This is a genomic window from Salmonella sp. SAL00670, assembly GCF_046552235.1.
Taxonomy (GTDB): domain Bacteria; phylum Pseudomonadota; class Gammaproteobacteria; order Enterobacterales; family Enterobacteriaceae; genus Salmonella; species Salmonella enterica.
In genome coordinates this window covers 13,639-31,814 of the sequence record NZ_JBGDUO010000006.1, presented here as the reverse complement: position 1 = coordinate 31,814, position 18,176 = coordinate 13,639, and the positions used below count along the sequence as shown (strand labels likewise).

The following is an 18,176-nucleotide window of genomic DNA, read 5'->3' as shown; positions in this document are numbered from 1 at the left end:
GTTACATCTCGATTTCGATATCGCCTTTTGCCCTGCAGCAGCAGGGCAAAATCTCTCCCGGCTGGATAAACGCTAAAGGTTCCGTAATCCAGTCAACCTGACCGGCAACCAGCCGGGTACGACAGGAGCCGCAATAACCTTCGCGGCACTGATACTCCACCTCAACGTTATGCGATTCCAGCGCGGCCAGCAGAGAAGGGTGTTCATCCTGGCACAGCAGCTGTGTGCCAGTGATACGCAGCGTGACGCGTCCCATCAGAGCTGGAAATTACTCAGATCGTCGGTATCGACTTCCGAATCGATTTGTCCGACCAGATAAGAGCTAACTTCTACTTCCTGTGGAGCGACCTGAACGTTATCGGACACCAGCCAGGTATTGATCCACGGGATTGGGTTGGAGCGGGTCTGGAACGGCAGATCTAGTCCTACCGCCTGCATACGAATATTAGTAATATATTCAACGTATTGACACAGGATATCTTTATTCAGGCCGATCATCGAACCGTCGCGGAACAGATAGTCTGCCCACTCTTTTTCCTGCTGCGCCGCCTGCACGAACAGGTCATAACATTCCTGTTTACACTCTTCGGCGATTTCCGCCATCTCCGGGTCGTCCACGCCGCTACGCAACAGGTTCAGCATATGTTGCGTGCCGGTCAGATGCAGAGCTTCGTCACGGGCGATCAGACGGATAATTTTGGCGTTGCCTTCCATCAGTTCACGCTCGGCAAATGCGAAAGAGCAGGCGAAGCTGACGTAGAAGCGGATGGCTTCCAGCGCGTTCACGCTCATCAGGCACAGATACAGTTTTTTCTTCAGCTCACGCAGATTCACGACAACCGTTTTGCCATTAACGGTATGGGTGCCTTCACCGAGCAGGTGCCAGTAACTGGTCATCTCAATAAGTTCGTCGTAGTAGGCGGAGATACCTTCGGCGCGCTTCTGAATTTGCTCATTGGTCACGATATCGTCAAAAACGACAGCCGGATCGTTGACGATGTTACGAATAATGTGGGTGTAGGATCGTGAGTGAATCGTCTCAGAAAACGCCCAGGTCTCTACCCACGTCTCCAGCTCCGGGATGGAAATGAGCGGCAGCAGGGCGACGTTCGGGCTACGTCCCTGAATGGAATCCAGCAGCGTCTGGTATTTGAGGTTGCTGATGAAGATATGTTTTTCGTGCTCCGGCAACGCCTGATAATCGATACGATCGCGGGAGACGTCGACCTCTTCCGGACGCCAGAAGAAAGAGAGCTGTTTTTCGATCAGTTTTTCGAAGATGTCATATTTCTGCTGGTCATAGCGTGCAACGTTGACCGGCTGGCCAAAGAACATGGGTTCCTTGAGCTGATCGTTTTTCGTCTGTGAAAAAGTGGTGTATGCCATTGAAGTGAATCCTTTATGGGATGAGCGCCGGATGGCGGCGCAAGCGCCTTATCCGGCCTACAAACCGTACAATCGTAGGCCGGGTAAGCATAGCGCTACCCGGCACTATTCATCAGATCTTACAAGCGCCGCTTTCGCAGCCATCGTCCTGAATAGAAGGCGCCAAATCGTCCTGCGCATCTTCCGCGCCGTCGCGGGTATTTTGATAGTACAGAGTTTTCACGCCAAACTTATACGCGGTGAGCAAATCTTTCAGCAGTTGCTGCATCGGCACTTTTCCTGACGGGAAACGTGACGGATCGTAGTTGGTATTGGCGGAAATCGACTGATCGATAAACTTCTGCATGATACCCACCAGTTGCAGATAACCGTCGTTGTTCGGCATCTCCCACAACAGTTCGTAAGCGTCTTTCAGATGCTCATAATCCGGCACGACCTGACGCAAAATACCGTCTTTCGAGGCCTTGATGCTGACGTAGCCGCGCGGTGGTTCGATACCGTTGGTGGCGTTGGAGATCTGGGATGACGTTTCCGACGGCATTAGCGCCGATAGCGTGGAGTTACGCAGACCGTGGGTTTTGATCGACTCACGCAGCTGTTCCCAGTCGTAGTGCAGCGGTTCGTTGACGATCGCATCCAGATCTTTTTTGTAGGTGTCGATCGGCAAAATGCCTTTTGCATAGGTGGTTTCGTTGAACCATGGGCAGGCGCCTTGCTCTTTCGCCAGTTCGTTGGACGCTTTAAGCAGATAGTACTGAATGGCTTCGAAGGTTTTATGCGTCAGATTATTGGCGCTGCCGTCGGAATAACGCTTACCGTTTTTCGCCAGCCAGTAGGCGAAGTTAATCACGCCAATGCCCAGCGTACGACGACCCATTGCGCCGCGTTTGGCAGCCGGAATCGGGTAATCCTGATAATCGAGCAGAGCATCCAAAGCGCGTACTGCCAGAATAGCCAGTTCTTCCAGCTCGTCCAGAGTTTTAATGGCGCCCAGGTTGAATGCAGACAGCGTACACAACGCAATTTCGCCGTTTTCATCGTTGACATCGTTCAGCGGTTTGGTCGGCAGGGCAATCTCCAGACACAGGTTAGACTGGCGTACCGGGGCGACAACCGGATCGAACGGACTGTGAGTATTGCAGTGGTCAACGTTCTGGATATAGATACGACCGGTAGAGGCGCGTTCCTGCATCATCAGCGAGAACAGTTCGACCGCTTTCACACGCTGTTTGCGGATGCTGTCGTCGTTTTCATATTTCACGTACAGGCGTTCGAATTCGTCCTGGTCGGCGAAGAACGCATCGTATAGCCCGGGTACATCGGACGGACTGAACAGCGTAATGTCGCCGCCCTTCAGCAGGCGGGTATACATCAGTTTGTTGATCTGTACGCCGTAGTCCATGTGACGTACGCGGTTACCTTCCACGCCGCGGTTGTTTTTCAGCACCAGCAGGCTTTCCACTTCCAGATGCCACATTGGGTAGAAGAGGGTTGCCGCGCCGCCGCGCACGCCGCCCTGCGAACAGGATTTCACCGCCGTCTGGAAGTGCTTGTAGAACGGGATGCAGCCGGTGTGGAAGGCTTCACCGCCGCGAATCGGGCTACCCAGCGCACGAATGCGTCCTGCGTTGATGCCGATACCGGCGCGCTGGGAAACGTATTTCACAATCGCGCTGGAGGTGGCGTTGATGGAGTCCAGGCTGTCGCCGCACTCGATTAGTACGCAGGAGCTGAACTGACGGGTTGGGGTACGCACGCCGGACATAATCGGCGTCGGCAGCGAAATTTTGAAGGTGGAAACCGCATCGTAGAAGCGCTTCACGTAGCTCAGACGGGTTTCACGCGGGTAGTTAGAGAACAGGCATGCCGCTACCAGAATGTAGAGGAACTGTGCGCTTTCATAGATTTCGCCGGTCACGCGGTTCTGGACCAGGTATTTGCCTTCCAGCTGCTTAACGGCAGCGTAGGAGAAGGTCATATCGCGATCGTGAACGATAAACGAATCCATCTGCTTGAACTCTTCTTCCGTGTAGTCTTCCAGCAGATGATTGTCGTATTTGCCAAGCTCAACCATTTTTACCACATGGTGGTAAAGTGCGGGCGGCTCAAACTGGCCGAAGGCTTTCTTACGCAGGTGGAAAATCGCCAGACGCGCAGCCAGGTATTGATAATCCGGCGCATCGCGAGAGATCAGGTCTGCGGCGGCCTTAATGATAGTTTCATGGATATCGGAGGTCTTAATCCCATCATAAAACTGAATATGCGAGCGTAGCTCGACCTGAGAAACCGATACGTTATTCAGTCCTTCTGCCGCCCAATCAAGCACGCGATGAATTTTGTCGAGATTGATGCGCTCAGTACGGCCGTCACGCTTTGTCACCAGCAGACTCTGATTCATGTGGTTTTCTACCTGTTTACCTGTCCGTGAAAGAAAAATATCCCCCCGCTTATCCACAACGCCACGTTGTGACTAACTCTGTGGATAAATACTATATATAGGGGGTAATCGATAAGTGAAACGCTATATGGTGAGTATTCTAGTAGGGATTCTTTTGAGTACAAGAGTTGATTTTGGCGTTAAATTGCGGTTGTAAAAGAGTAAGAATCGCTAAATGCGCGTCTGATAAGGCCTGGAGAGGATGTCAACAATTCATAAAAAAAAATCAAAATTTGATCGAATGCTGATTTCTTCATCGAAGAGAAAGGTTGCGCCCGATGATCTAACGCAACCCTTATAGGAAAATTCTTTGATGTCAGGCTTTTTTAGCGCGGGTATGCAACATGTAGTTAACGTCTACTCCGGGACCGAGTTTGAAAGTATTGGTTATCGGGTTGTAGTGCAGCCCGGTGATATGTTGCTCTTTCAGGACGGTTTCATCTACCCAGCTTAACAGTTCAGCAGGCTTAATGAATTTCTTCACGTCGTGCGTGCCTTTTGGCACCATGCGCAGAATATACTCAGCGCCGACGACCGCCATCAGCCAGGATTTCCCATTGCGGTTCAACGTTGAGAAGAACACCTCGCCGCCGGGTTTAACCAGTTGGGCGCAGGCGTGGACGACCGATTGCGGATCGGGAACGTGCTCCAGCATTTCCATACAGGTGACGACGTCGTATTGCTGGGCGTGTTTTGCCGCATGTTCCTCAACCGTCTCCTGCACGTACTCTACCTCGATGCCGCTTTCCAGCGCATGCAGTTTGGCGACCTGCAAAGGCTCAAAGCCCATATCCAGCCCGGTGACGGTTGCGCCTTCGCGCGCCATGCTCTCCGCCAGAATACCGCCGCCGCAGCCGACGTCGAGCACCTTTTTACCAAACAGGCCGCCTGAGCGCTCAGTAATGTAGCCAAGGCGTAGGGGGTTGATACGATGCAATGGCTTGAATTCGCCCTCCAGATCCCACCAGCGCGACGCGACGGCTTCGAATTTGGCGATTTCATTATGGTCAACGTTGTGAGCTACCGACGGTTTTTCAGTGTTCATGAGTACATGAGATTCCGCTATTGATCTATCGGGGCAGTATAGCAGGTGCAAAGTCGCTGCGTTATATCTACTGCCGTCTTTATTACGCTTTCAGCGCAAGAAGTTTTCTTGCGCGTTCTGTAAAACCGCTACCGATGTGGTGCGTGATAAAATTACAGACGCCCTCGACGTTGTTGTTTTTTAACATATCCAAAATAGTGGCATGTCCACGGTTAGAGCTGGTGATATATTCAGCGGTAAAATCCAGTCTGTAGCGAATTGCCAATAAACGTGCTGAGATCAACAGGTGTGCTTGTGAAATGTATTTATTATCGGCATATTTCACAAAAACATAATGAAAATCATGATCCAGTTTGAGGTAAGCTTGCGTATCTCGCTCTGCATTAATTTTTGCTGACTTCGATAAAATATTGCTTAATTCGACTATGACATTGTTAGCATTTTTCTCCATCGCTTCACGAATTGCGCCCTGTTCAAGGATAACCCTCATTTTGATGAGATCATTGATATCCTCGTCGGTGACAGAAAAAACAAATGTCCCACTGCGGGGAATGATGTTGACTAAGTTTTCATTATAGCTCAGCCAAATAAAAGCTTCACGAATTGGTGTTTTACTTACCATCAGAATATTTGATAGTTCATTTTCACTGATCGCTTGCCCAAGATCGAAATCGCCATGGATAATCATCTCCCTTATTTTCTCTTTAATCACCTGGGTGATGGATTTGGGTATTTCAATTGATATGTGACTAAAGTCACGCTTTAATCTATTTTTCATTTTCTTCTCCTCCATGGTTAAACCCGGCTCCATTGTAATTAATTTATTCAAAATTAACGGATCTAATATATCAGATATAAGAAAATTTACATACTTTATTGTTGTTATTGTATATTTCATTAAGTTTGCTTGCTGATATATCAGATATGACACATTAGCTTTTGAATTGTATTGTTTTTTACGTAACATCGATTCCGGTCAATACCCTTATTCATTGAATCATAAAAGGTGATGCAAAATGAGTAGTCCACAAGAAAATTTATACGATGCAATTCGTATTGTAAAAAGGAAAATCATTCCTTTGGCCTTTATTCTTTACTTTTTTAACTATATGGATCGTGTCAATATTGGGTTTGCTGCATTACGCATGAATGAATCTCTCGGTATTACGCCTGAGGATTTCGCTAATATTTCTTCTATATTCTTCATATCATATTTAATCTTTCAAATTCCGAGTAGCATTGGCTTGCAAAAGCTTGGTGCAAGAAAATGGATTAGTTCCATTATTATCGGCTGGGGAGCGGTAACAGGGCTGATTTTTTTTGCTAAAGATACTCAACATATTTTGCTGGCTCGCATTTTTTTGGGGGTATTTGAAGCTGGCTTTTTCCCGGGCATGGTTTATTATCTTGCATGCTGGTTCCCGGCTCGTGAACGCGGAAAAGTCAATAGTTTCTTCATGTTATCTATTGCTGTTGCATCGGTATTGGCTGCGCCGATGTCTGGTTGGATCATCGAGCATTTGAATACCCCGGATTATGAAGGCTGGCGCTGGCTTTTTGCTATTGAAGGTATCCCTACCGTATTCCTTGGCATCCTGACATTTTATTTACTGCCTGACAGTCCAGAAAAGGCTAAATGGCTTACGCCACAGCAGATATCGGCCTTAGTTAATAAATTACGTACTGACAATGAAACCGCAGCTGCATTAAATAAAAATACCAACTCATCCTTTCTTTCCGTAATCAAAAATCCAGTTTTGCTTCAGCTTTCTTTCGCCTACATGTTGATTCAGGCGGCTGCTCTGGCGGCAAACTACTGGTTGCCGGGGTTGGTGAAGGGATTTTCAGCTGATTTTACGGATACTGACGTTGGTTTAATCATGAGTATTCCGTTTATTTTCGCTATGTTCAGCATGCCCTGGTGGGGCTGGCATTCCGATAAAAAGAATGAACGAAAATGGCATGCTGCATTACCCATGTTTCTGGCAGGCTGTGGTTTTCTGATGATTGCTCTTGTCCCCTCAATGTCGCTGAGAATGCTGGGGCTAACGTTCTATGGTGTTGGGATCCTCAGCTATTACGGACCTTACTGGGCGCTGCCTTCTGCATTATTGTCGCCGTCAGGGTTGGCTATCAGCATTGCGTTTATTAACTCATGTTCAAGTCTTGGCGGATTCCTGATTAATAAGTCACTGGGATTTTTTTCTACTCATTATGGTGCGACAGGAATATTTATTGTAGAGGCAATACTTTGCTTCGCTGCGGTAGCCGTTTTGGCGTTAATGAAAATTGATGTGAAAAAAGAAAAAAGCCAACAAACAAATGTTGTATCACGAACCTGATAAATGGAGAAATTATGAAAATTACATCTATTGAAGTTTTTGACTGTGAATTAAAAAAAAGAGATCAAACGATGTCATCCTATAATCCAGTACTTATCCGGGTGAATACCGACTCAGGATTAAGTGGTATTGGCGAAGTAGGACTGGCCTATGGCGCAGGCGCTAAAGCTGGCGTAGGGATCATCAGAGATCTGGCGCCATTGGTTGTGGGTGAAGATCCATTAAATATCGAAAAAATTTGGGAGTTCTTTTTCAGAAAGACTTTTTGGGGGATGGGGGGCGGAAACGTTTTTTATGCCGGAATGAGCGCTATTGATATTGCTCTTTGGGATATCAAAGGTAAATATTTAGGTGTACCTGTTTATCAGCTCCTTGGCGGGAAAACTAATGAAAAATTAAGAACCTATGCTAGTCAGTTACAATTTGGTTGGGGGGATAAACGCCAGATATTAGTGACACCTGAGGAATATGCTGAGGCGGCGCGTGCGGCTCTTGACGATGGATATGATGCGATTAAAGTGGATCCACTCGAAATCGATCGTAATGGCGATGACTGTGTTTTTCAGAATAAAAATCGTAACTATTCAGGATTGTTACTGGCCGATCAATTAAAAATGGGGGAAGCGCGAATTGCCGCTATGCGTGAAGCAATGGGAGATGATGCTGATATTATCGTGGAAATCCATTCTCTTCTCGGTACAAACTCAGCTATTCAATTTGCGAAGGCGATAGAAAAGTATCGTATCTTTCTTTATGAAGAACCGATTCATCCATTAAATTCTGATAATATGCAGAAAGTTTCCCGTTCAACAACGATTCCAATCGCCACTGGCGAGCGTTCCTACACAAGATGGGGATACAGGGAATTACTGGAGAAGCAGTCTATTGCCGTAGCGCAACCTGATTTGTGTCTCTGCGGCGGAATTACCGAAGGAAAGAAAATCTGTGACTATGCTAATATTTATGACACCACTGTACAGGTGCATGTTTGCGGCGGTCCTGTTTCCACGGTAGCCGCGCTGCATATGGAAACAGCAATTCCCAACTTTATTATTCATGAGCATCATACCAATGCGATGAAAGCATCTATTCGGGAACTTTGTACCCACGATTATCAGCCGGAAAATGGCTATTATGTCGCGCCGGAACAGCCCGGATTGGGTCAGGAATTAAACGATGAGGTAGTGAAAGAATATCTGGCCTATGTGATTAAATAGCATCTGGTGATACTGATTATGGTTTATGCCTCCCGGCATATCCCCTAAATAATTCGAGTTGCAGGATAAAATGGTTAACCGTCTTGAACAGCGCTTGCGCTAACCGCGACGGGGCGAGGCCCAGGGATGGGCCGAGTAACTCGCCGCTAACGCACATGAAACTTGAAGTATGACGGGTATACACGGGAGGTATTGATTTTCTAACCTCTTCCTGGCCAGGCCCCGATCTCCCCTGTGTCGCCTCTGAAGCCGATCGCCAATAAACGCCGAGACCACGCTTATAAATGAAGAGAGCATGCGGCACCCGAATAAAGCATTGTCTGGCTGCATTCCGTTTACCAGTACGTGGGCGAATGTGTTATAATTTGCGACCTTTGAATCCGGGATACAGTAGAGGGATAGCGGTTAGATGAGCGACCTTGCGAGAGAAATTACACCGGTCAACATTGAGGAGGAGCTGAAGAGCTCCTATCTGGATTATGCGATGTCGGTCATTGTTGGCCGTGCGCTGCCGGATGTCCGAGATGGCCTGAAGCCGGTACACCGTCGCGTACTTTACGCCATGAACGTATTGGGCAATGACTGGAACAAAGCCTATAAAAAATCTGCCCGTGTCGTTGGTGACGTAATCGGTAAATACCATCCCCACGGCGATTCCGCAGTGTATGACACCATCGTTCGTATGGCGCAGCCATTCTCGCTGCGTTACATGCTGGTGGATGGTCAGGGTAACTTCGGTTCTATTGACGGCGACTCCGCGGCGGCAATGCGTTATACGGAGATCCGTCTGGCGAAAATCGCCCACGAACTGATGGCCGATCTCGAAAAAGAGACGGTGGATTTCGTGGATAACTATGACGGTACGGAAAAAATTCCGGACGTCATGCCGACCAAAATTCCGAATCTGCTGGTGAACGGTTCTTCCGGTATCGCAGTAGGTATGGCGACGAATATCCCGCCGCACAACCTGACGGAAGTGATTAACGGCTGCCTGGCGTATATCGACAACGAAGACATCAGCATTGAAGGGCTGATGGAACATATTCCGGGGCCGGACTTCCCGACCGCCGCGATCATCAACGGTCGTCGTGGTATCGAAGAAGCCTACCGTACCGGTCGTGGCAAAGTGTACATTCGCGCCCGCGCGGAAGTTGAAGCTGACGCGAAAACGGGCCGTGAAACCATCATCGTCCATGAAATTCCCTATCAGGTGAACAAAGCGCGCCTGATCGAGAAAATCGCCGAGCTGGTGAAAGATAAACGCGTGGAAGGCATCAGCGCGCTGCGTGACGAATCCGATAAAGACGGGATGCGCATCGTGATTGAAGTGAAACGCGATGCGGTGGGTGAGGTGGTGCTTAATAATCTCTACTCCCAGACCCAGCTACAGGTTTCCTTCGGTATTAACATGGTGGCGCTGCATCATGGCCAGCCGAAGATCATGAACCTGAAAGATATTATTTCAGCGTTCGTGCGCCACCGCCGTGAAGTGGTGACGCGTCGGACTATTTTTGAACTGCGTAAAGCCCGTGACCGCGCGCATATCCTTGAAGCTCTGGCGATTGCGCTGGCCAACATCGATCCGATTATCGAACTGATTCGCCGTGCGCCAACGCCGGCGGAAGCGAAAGCGGCGCTGATTTCGCGTCCGTGGGATCTGGGCAACGTTGCTGCGATGCTGGAGCGCGCCGGTGACGACGCCGCGCGTCCGGAATGGCTGGAGCCAGAATTTGGCGTGCGTGACGGTCAGTACTACCTGACTGAACAGCAGGCGCAGGCGATTCTGGATCTGCGTTTGCAGAAACTGACCGGCCTGGAGCATGAAAAACTGCTCGACGAATACAAAGAGTTGCTGGAGCAGATTGCTGAACTGCTGCACATTCTGGGCAGCGCCGATCGCCTGATGGAAGTGATCCGCGAAGAGATGGAGTTAATTCGCGATCAGTTCGGCGATGAGCGTCGTACCGAAATCACCGCCAACAGCGCCGATATTAATATCGAAGATCTGATTAGCCAGGAAGATGTTGTCGTAACCTTGTCTCATCAGGGCTATGTGAAATATCAGCCGTTAACCGATTACGAAGCACAGCGTCGTGGCGGTAAAGGCAAATCTGCCGCGCGTATTAAAGAAGAAGACTTTATCGACCGTCTGCTGGTGGCCAACACCCATGACACCATCCTCTGCTTCTCCAGCCGGGGCCGTCTGTACTGGATGAAGGTCTATCAGTTGCCGGAAGCCAGCCGTGGCGCGCGCGGTCGTCCGATCGTTAACCTGCTGCCGCTGGAAGCCAACGAACGTATCACCGCGATTCTGCCGGTTCGTGAATACGAAGAAGGCGTCAACGTCTTTATGGCGACCGCCAGCGGTACCGTGAAGAAAACGGCGCTGACCGAATTCAGCCGTCCGCGTTCCGCCGGTATTATCGCGGTGAACCTCAACGACGGCGACGAGCTGATTGGCGTTGACCTGACTTCTGGTTCTGACGAAGTCATGCTGTTCTCGGCCGCGGGTAAAGTGGTGCGCTTCAAAGAAGACGCCGTCCGTGCGATGGGGCGTACCGCGACCGGTGTGCGCGGTATTAAGCTGGCGGGAGACGATAAAGTCGTCTCTCTGATCATCCCACGCGGCGAAGGCGCTATTCTGACCGTAACGCAAAACGGCTACGGGAAGCGTACCGCAGCGGACGAGTACCCGACCAAGTCTCGTGCGACGCAGGGCGTTATCTCTATCAAAGTGACCGAGCGCAACGGTTCCGTTGTCGGTGCGGTACAGGTAGACGATTGCGACCAGATCATGATGATCACGGATGCCGGTACTCTGGTGCGTACCCGAGTGTCTGAGATCAGCGTAGTGGGACGTAATACCCAGGGCGTTATCCTTATCCGCACGGCGGAAGACGAAAACGTGGTGGGTCTGCAACGCGTTGCTGAACCGGTAGATGACGAAGAACTCGACGCTATCGACGGCAGCGTGGCGGAAGGGGATGAGGATATCGCCCCGGAAGCGGAAAGCGATGACGACGTTGCGGATGACGCTGACGAGTAATGTTATTGCTGTGCGAGGGCCGGATATCCGGCCCTTTTTCTTTGCCGTTGCGGGCTACGTCATTTACCGCTACCTTAGTCACACTCTATTTACATCCTGAGGCGGAGCTTCGCCCCTTTGAAATACCTTGCTTCCTTTCGAACTACGCTGAAAGTCTCGCGCTACTTATTCAGAGCGTTAGCGTTACTCATTTGGCTCTTAATCGCCTTTGTTTCGGTGTTTTACATCGTCAATGCCCTGCACCAGCGGGAATCTGAAATTCGTCAGGAGTTCAACCTTAGCTCCGATCAGGCGCAGCGTTTTATCCAGCGCACGTCGGACGTGATGAAAGAGCTCAAATATATCGCCGAGAACCGTTTAACGGCGGAAAACGGCGTCATGTCGTCGCGTGCGCGTGATGACAAAATGGTGGTGCCGGACTTTGAACCGCTATTCGCCGACTCAGACTGTGCGGCGATGGGCTCCGCCTGGCGCGGTTCGCTGGAGTCGCTGGCCTGGTTTATGCGTTACTGGCGCGACAACTTTTCAGCGGCGTATGATCTTAACCGCGTTTTCCTGATTGGCAGCGATAACCTCTGTATGGCGAATTTCGGCCTGCGTGAAATGCCCGTGGAGCGCGATGATGCGTTAAAAGCGTTACATGAGCGGATTATGAAATACCGCAACGCGCCGCAGGAAGAAAGTGGGAATAACCTTTTCTGGATAAGCCAGGGCGCGCGTCAGGGCGTGGGCTACTTTTATGCGCTGACGCCGGTGTATCTGGCCAATCGTCTGCAGGCGCTGCTGGGCGTTGAGCAGTCCATCCGTATGGAAAATTTTTTCACGCCCGGCAGTTTGCCGATGGGCGTCACTATTATTGATGAGAACGGCCATTCGCTGATTTCGTTGACCGGTCCTGACGGCAATATTAAAGCGGAGCCGCGCTGGATGCAGGAGCGCTCCTGGTTTGGTTATACGCCAGGTTTTCGCGAACTGGTACTCAAAAAAAGCCTGCCGCCATCCTCGCTCAGTATTGTCTATTCTGTGCCTGTAGATTTAGTCCTGGAGCGTATTCGTATTCTTATCCTGAATGCTATCCTGCTGAACGTGCTGGTGGGCGCAGGGCTGTTTACGCTTGCGCGGATGTATGAGCGGCGAATTTTCATTCCGGCGGAGAGCGATGCCCAGCGTCTAGAAGAGCATGAACAGTTCAACCGTAAAATCGTTGCCTCCGCGCCGGTGGGGATCTGTATTCTGCGCACTATTGATGGTGTCAATATTCTGAGTAACGAACTGGCGCACACCTACCTGAACATGCTCACGCATGAAGACAGACAGCGCCTGACGCAAATCATTTGCGGCCAGCAGGTCAACTTTGTTGATGTATTGACCAGCAATAATACCAATTTGCAAATTAGCTTCGTCCATTCCCGCTATCGTAATGAAAACGTCGCGATTTGCGTGTTGGTAGATGTGAGTACGCGCGTCAAAATGGAAGAGTCGCTGCAAGAGATGGCGCAGGCGGCGGAGCAGGCAAGCCAGTCTAAATCCATGTTCCTTGCAACGGTCAGCCATGAATTGCGCACACCGCTGTACGGTATCATTGGCAATCTCGATCTGCTGCAAACCAAAGAGCTGCCAAAAGGCGTGGAACGTCTGGTCACGGCGATGAATAACTCCTCCAGTCTGTTGCTGAAAATTATCAGCGACATTCTCGACTTCTCGAAAATTGAGTCGGAACAGCTAAAGATTGAGCCGCGCGAATTTTCACCGCGAGAGGTGATGAACCATATCACCGCCAATTATCTGCCGCTGGTGGTGCGTAAGCAGCTCGGCCTGTATTGTTTTATTGAGCCTGACGTGCCGGTATCGCTGAACGGTGACCCGATGCGTTTACAGCAGGTTATTTCAAACCTGTTGAGCAACGCCATTAAGTTTACCGATATTGGCTGCATCGTGCTGCATGTGCGCTGTGATGGGGATTATCTCAGCATTCGCGTGCGGGATACCGGCGTCGGTATTCCGGCAAAAGAGGTGGTTCGCCTGTTCGATCCCTTCTTCCAGGTGGGAACCGGCGTACAGCGTAACTTTCAGGGGACCGGTCTGGGGCTGGCGATTTGCGAAAAATTGATCAGCATGATGGACGGCGATATTTCCGTCGATTCGGAGCCGGGCATGGGGAGCCAGTTTACGCTGCGCATCCCGCTTTATGGCGCGCAATACCCTGTGAAAAAGAGCGTGGAAGGACTCGCCGGAACCTGCTGTTGGCTGGCGGTGCGCAATACTTCTTTGTGCCAGTTTATTGAGACCAGTCTGGCGCGTAGCGGCGTTCATACGCAGCGTTATGAAGGGCAAGAACCCGCCGCGGACGATATTTTGATTGTCGATGACGCGCTGGAGCATACCTGGCAGGGGAGGGCGGCGGTCGTCTTTTGCCGCCGTCATATCGGGATTCCGTTGGAAAGAGCGCCGGGCGAGTGGGTGCATAGTGTGGCGTCGGTGCATGAGTTGCCCGCGCTGTTGGCGCGTATCTATAGTATTGAGCTGGATAGTGAAGCGCTTTCCAGCGCATTGCCGACGACGGATAAAACTGCAGATTCAAATGACGACATGATGATTCTGGTCGTTGACGATCATCCGATCAATCGCCGCTTGCTGGCCGATCAATTGGGATCGCTGGGGTATCAGTGTAAGACAGCCAATGATGGCGTAGACGCTCTGAATGTGCTGAGTAAAAATGCTATCGATATTGTTCTGAGCGATGTGAACATGCCGAACATGGACGGCTATCGCCTGACGCAGCGTATCCGTCAGCTTGGGCTGACGCTGCCTGTCGTCGGCGTGACGGCGAACGCGCTGGCGGAAGAGAAACAACGTTGCCTGGAGTCCGGTATGGACAGCTGTTTGTCGAAGCCTGTGACGCTGGATGTGTTGAAACAGACGCTGGCGGTGTATGCCGAGCGGGTACGTAAAACGCGGGCATAAAAAATGCCGGATGGCGGCGTCGCCTGTCCGGCCTGTAAAAGATGAGTCGACTGGTAGGCCTGATAAGCGTAGCGCCATCAGGCTGGGTAACATAAAAGCGATTTATTCTTTGTCTGTCGGACTCAGGGTGACGGAAGAGAGATAGTTGAGCAGCGCGATATCATTCTCTACGCCCAGTTTCATCATCGCCGATTTCTTCTGGCTGCTGATGGTCTTAATGCTGCGGTTGAGCTTCTTGGCGATTTCGGTGACCAGGAAACCCTCGGCGAACAGGCGTAATACTTCGCTCTCTTTTGGCGACAGACGCTTATCGCCGTAACCGCCTGCGCTGATTTTCTCCAGCAGACGAGAAACGCTTTCTGGGGTGAATTTTTTGCCTTTTTGCAGCGCGGCCAGCGCCTTAGGCAGATCGGTTGGCGCACCCTGTTTGAGTACGATCCCTTCAATATCAAGATCCAACACGGCGCTCAGGATCGCCGGGTTGTTGTTCATGGTCAGAACGATAATAGACAGGCTCGGAAAATGACGCTTGATGTACTTGATCAAGGTGATCCCATCGCCGTATTTATCTCCCGGCATGGAGAGGTCAGTGATCAACACATGCGCATCTAATTTCGGCAGGTTGTTGATCAATGCTGTGGAATCTTCAAATTCGCCGACAACATTCACCCACTCGATTTGTTCAAGTGATTTGCGAATACCGAACAGTACAATCGGGTGGTCATCGGCAATAATTACGTTCATATTGTTCATGTATTGGGCTACCTTGCTACAGCAAGCTTTTGACGTAGGCGTCAATGTCGCTGATATATTTTTCTATACCTGGAGCATCTTTCTCACGAATCAGATGTTCCAGCGTTTCACATAACTGCTTGCCGGGTACCAGATTAAGCATGGCAAACACCCCTTTCAGGCGGTGGGCCGTTTGGGCCAGCGCAGCGAAATCGCTGGTTGCCGCCTCAGTATACAACCTCTTAACATCATCCGGTACTGTGTCTACAAATAGCGCATAATAGCCGCTGGCATGAAGCTCGGCATTTTCATCTCCGCCGAGCGGGGAGGCGGGAATCTCTTCCTGCGCCAGCTGCTCTTCGATAAGTTGTAGTACAGCTTCCTGCATAGCATTGCTCATATTAAAGTTGACGCGCAACTGACCCGGGCCAATTTTCCGCACGCCTGACTCATCATCGCTTAAAAGCAAGCCCGAGGCAGTAAGATTAGACGGATTATCCGTTAAAAAGAGATCATATTCTTGACTTATCTGCCTTTCATCCGGCGTGATGCAGGTGGCGCCCCAGTTTTCTAACTGACGCAGCACAATCGCGCGAACCTCGTTGGACGTCACATCAACCATCACGCTCACGTCGTCCAGCAGGCGCTCTTCGACCTGAGTATGCTGATCGTGAGGAAGCATTTTGACATGAACGGTATAGCGCGTGCCCAGCGTTTCTCGCGCTTTAATGTTGAGATGACCGCCCAGTTTGCGCGCCAGTTGATTGCACAGCCAGAAGGTGAGCGGATTCGCTTTGCCGTAACGATCGCCCTGCGTTTCATTCATATACGGGAAATGCAGATTATCAATCTCGTTTAACGTTACGCCTTCGCCCGTATCCAGAATACGGAAAGTCAGACGCTCCGCGATAGATTCATCCTGCTCGACTTCAAGCGTAATTTTACCCATAGCGGTCGTTGTGACGGCATACTGAATCAACAGCAGCAAAATCCGACGCAGGGCGTCGCGATCGCCCCAGCGTTCATCGTTGCCGCTAAGATGGTTATTAATCAGCAGTTGCAGCCCTTTACGCTTAATGGCGGGCAGCACTTCCGGCACGACTTCGTCAATAAGATCCTGCAGGGAGAACAGCGTTGCTTCGCTTTTCCATGCGTCATTTTCCAGCATATTCGCCAGTTGGATTTCATCGATCATACGTACCAATACATCCGCCTGATCCGCCAGTTTCAGGCTTTCCGGCGTGGTGACTGCCGCGGCGTTAACCGCCAGTTGGCGTACGGGCTCTTTAAGCGTGTTGCTGATATTTTGCATAAAGGCGGCGCGGCCCTGCTGATTCTTCTCATACAAACGCTGCGCCTGTTTAAGCTTCTTATTCACCAGCACTTCCCGGTCCTGATCGCGAATAATAAAGATCTGCGTGCGGGGAGCGATCTGGCTGCGAAACAGACGGATCTCATACAGTTCGTTATTAATTGTCGCCTGAATCACGCCCTGATGCTGTTCCGCCATGCTGGTAATATTTTGCAGGTTAAGATGCGGCAACAGGTGATCGGCGATTTTATTGCTGATCACGGTGCGGTTGCCTTCCTGATCGTAGACCAGCAGACCCAGCGGCAGCAGAGAAACGATCTCTTCATTAATGGCGCGTAAGACGCGAAGCTCATTATTCGCCGCGTTGCCGGATGTCGATTCCGTCGACCGTCCCGGCTGATGACGGAACGTGGCGTAGCCAAATAACGCCAACGCCAGCAGCCCGATGTTCAGCAGTAAAGGCAGCAAAATATTTTGCAGCGTATCAAGCAAAAGCGTACCGAACGGTACCTGCCAGATCAGGCGCATTCCGGTAGAGTTAAGCGCTGAGGAGATCTCAATTTTTGAACCGTTAAAGCTAATCGTGACGCTATCAGGCGCTTCCTTTTCACTGCTTCGCCCCGTCGCCTGGGTTGCGTCAGGCTCTATCCGAAAACTGTCCAGCGGCATTCCCGGCGGGATTAAATCATTAATGGGCAGATCAAACGCCACCACGGTCGCCAGATGTCCTGGCTGATTGAAGGTCGTGCGCAGCGTAAAATAGTGACCGTTTTGCCAGGCCAGTTTTCGCAATGAGGAGAAACTTTCGCGCTCATCCAGCGCATTCGCCTGCTGCAACATCTCTGCCCGGCGGGAATCGACGATATTGCCAATAGTGGACTCTTTAAAGCCGGAAGAGAGATCTTTCAACGGTAGGGTAGAGATAAGAATCAGGCTGTTATCCTGTCCGTTGAGGTAATACATTGACCATGGCACGTTTTCCGCGCCCCACAGCGTATCCAGATAGGTTGACATACGCTGCGTCATTTCCAGCGTGGCGCTGTCATGGGAACCGAAAATCAGCGCTTCAGTTTTACGTCGCGGCTTTTCAAGATAATACACATCCTGCTTCAGACGCGTTTCCTGAAGTCCTTCACCTGTCGATGGCGTAGTGGTCGCGGCGATGTTGTCATAAATTTGCCAGGTAACATACCGCCAGGTATCCACGCGTTTATGAATAGCGTGGGTGATATCGACAATTTGATAGCTTTTGTCTTTCAACCAGGCGTTGACGGCGCTCTGTACCATAACGCCCATCGTTACCAGCAGCACAATGATCAGCAATAAGAAGAAACGGGTAATGCTTCCCGGTAGAAGGGAGAATCGGGTAGAGACCGTTGTGTCAGACTGACTCATTTATGTTTACGACCTGTAAAAGCAACGCTGAAGGTGAAGGGCAGTATAAAGGGTAATGAATGAATTTCCAGACTCTTACGTCATGCCGGGCAACTTAACACGCGCTCCGTCGGCGGGACGGGAAAAGCGTACAACCTTCGCAGAACGGTACAAATATAAAGACTACTTATAAATGTTTAGCACTAAATATCAAGAAATTATTTGCTAATGTCTTACGAACGGTCGAGCAGGGGAGTGTAGTGAATAACCGTGATAGTTTTAGGCAGGTAGCATAAATCAGCCAGGTGTGCCTGAAAAAGG

11 protein-coding genes are annotated in these 18,176 nt (G+C 50.4%); 4 read left to right on the top strand and 7 right to left on the bottom strand.

Going from position 1 to position 18,176, the window contains the following annotated elements; all coding sequences use genetic code 11:
* Position 1: 1 nt before the first annotated feature.
* The 5 genes from yfaE to ACLJRS_RS18220 form a co-directional block, all read right to left on the bottom strand.
* Entirely contained in the window at positions 2 to 256 is a 255-nt protein-coding gene (yfaE, locus tag ACLJRS_RS18240; RefSeq protein ID WP_000533921.1) for a ferredoxin-like diferric-tyrosyl radical cofactor maintenance protein YfaE, read from the bottom strand.
* Complete coding sequence (gene nrdB, locus ACLJRS_RS18235) at positions 256 to 1,386, bottom strand: class Ia ribonucleoside-diphosphate reductase subunit beta (protein WP_000332026.1); 1,131 nt, start codon at positions 1,384 to 1,386, stop codon at positions 256 to 258. Before nrdB ends, yfaE begins: the two co-directional genes overlap by 1 nt.
* A gap of 112 nt (positions 1,387 to 1,498) precedes the next feature.
* On the bottom strand, positions 1,499 to 3,784 hold the full coding sequence (gene nrdA, locus ACLJRS_RS18230; protein ID WP_001076499.1) for a class 1a ribonucleoside-diphosphate reductase subunit alpha: 2,286 nt from the start codon (positions 3,782 to 3,784) through the stop codon (positions 1,499 to 1,501).
* Between the two features lie 355 nt (positions 3,785 to 4,139).
* Positions 4,140 to 4,868: a bifunctional 2-polyprenyl-6-hydroxyphenol methylase/3-demethylubiquinol 3-O-methyltransferase UbiG gene (gene ubiG, locus ACLJRS_RS18225; protein ID WP_001091009.1), complete on the bottom strand. Its 729-nt coding sequence runs from the start codon at positions 4,866 to 4,868 to the stop codon at positions 4,140 to 4,142.
* An 82-nt stretch (positions 4,869 to 4,950) separates the two neighbouring features.
* Positions 4,951 to 5,835: a GntR family transcriptional regulator gene (locus ACLJRS_RS18220; RefSeq protein WP_000944714.1), complete on the bottom strand. Its 885-nt coding sequence runs from the start codon at positions 5,833 to 5,835 to the stop codon at positions 4,951 to 4,953.
* A gap of 49 nt (positions 5,836 to 5,884) precedes the next feature.
* Between ACLJRS_RS18220 and ACLJRS_RS18215 the strand changes: the two genes are divergently transcribed.
* The 4 genes from ACLJRS_RS18215 (at position 5,885) to rcsC (ending at position 14,437) form a co-directional block, all read left to right on the top strand.
* Positions 5,885 to 7,210, top strand: coding sequence for an MFS transporter (locus ACLJRS_RS18215; protein WP_000098073.1), 1,326 nt, complete (start codon positions 5,885 to 5,887; stop codon positions 7,208 to 7,210).
* A gap of 14 nt (positions 7,211 to 7,224) precedes the next feature.
* Positions 7,225 to 8,427: a mandelate racemase/muconate lactonizing enzyme family protein gene (locus ACLJRS_RS18210; RefSeq protein WP_000705590.1), complete on the top strand. Its 1,203-nt coding sequence runs from the start codon at positions 7,225 to 7,227 to the stop codon at positions 8,425 to 8,427.
* Positions 8,428 to 8,836: 409 nt separating this feature from the next.
* Complete coding sequence (gyrA, locus tag ACLJRS_RS18205) at positions 8,837 to 11,473, top strand: DNA topoisomerase (ATP-hydrolyzing) subunit A (protein WP_001281271.1); 2,637 nt, start codon at positions 8,837 to 8,839, stop codon at positions 11,471 to 11,473.
* A gap of 117 nt (positions 11,474 to 11,590) precedes the next feature.
* Positions 11,591 to 14,437, top strand: a complete 2,847-nt coding sequence (rcsC, locus tag ACLJRS_RS18200) for a two-component system sensor histidine kinase RcsC (RefSeq protein WP_000876086.1) — start codon at positions 11,591 to 11,593, stop codon at positions 14,435 to 14,437.
* Between the two features lie 102 nt (positions 14,438 to 14,539).
* Here the strand turns inward: rcsC and rcsB are convergent, their stop codons facing one another.
* Together rcsB and rcsD are read right to left on the bottom strand one after the other, a co-directional pair.
* Complete coding sequence (gene rcsB / locus ACLJRS_RS18195; protein ID WP_001061919.1) at positions 14,540 to 15,190, bottom strand: response regulator transcription factor RcsB; 651 nt, start codon at positions 15,188 to 15,190, stop codon at positions 14,540 to 14,542.
* A gap of 16 nt (positions 15,191 to 15,206) precedes the next feature.
* Complete coding sequence (gene rcsD, locus ACLJRS_RS18190; RefSeq protein WP_000083201.1) at positions 15,207 to 17,876, bottom strand: phosphotransferase RcsD; 2,670 nt, start codon at positions 17,874 to 17,876, stop codon at positions 15,207 to 15,209.
* Between the last annotated feature and the right edge of the window lie 300 nt (positions 17,877 to 18,176).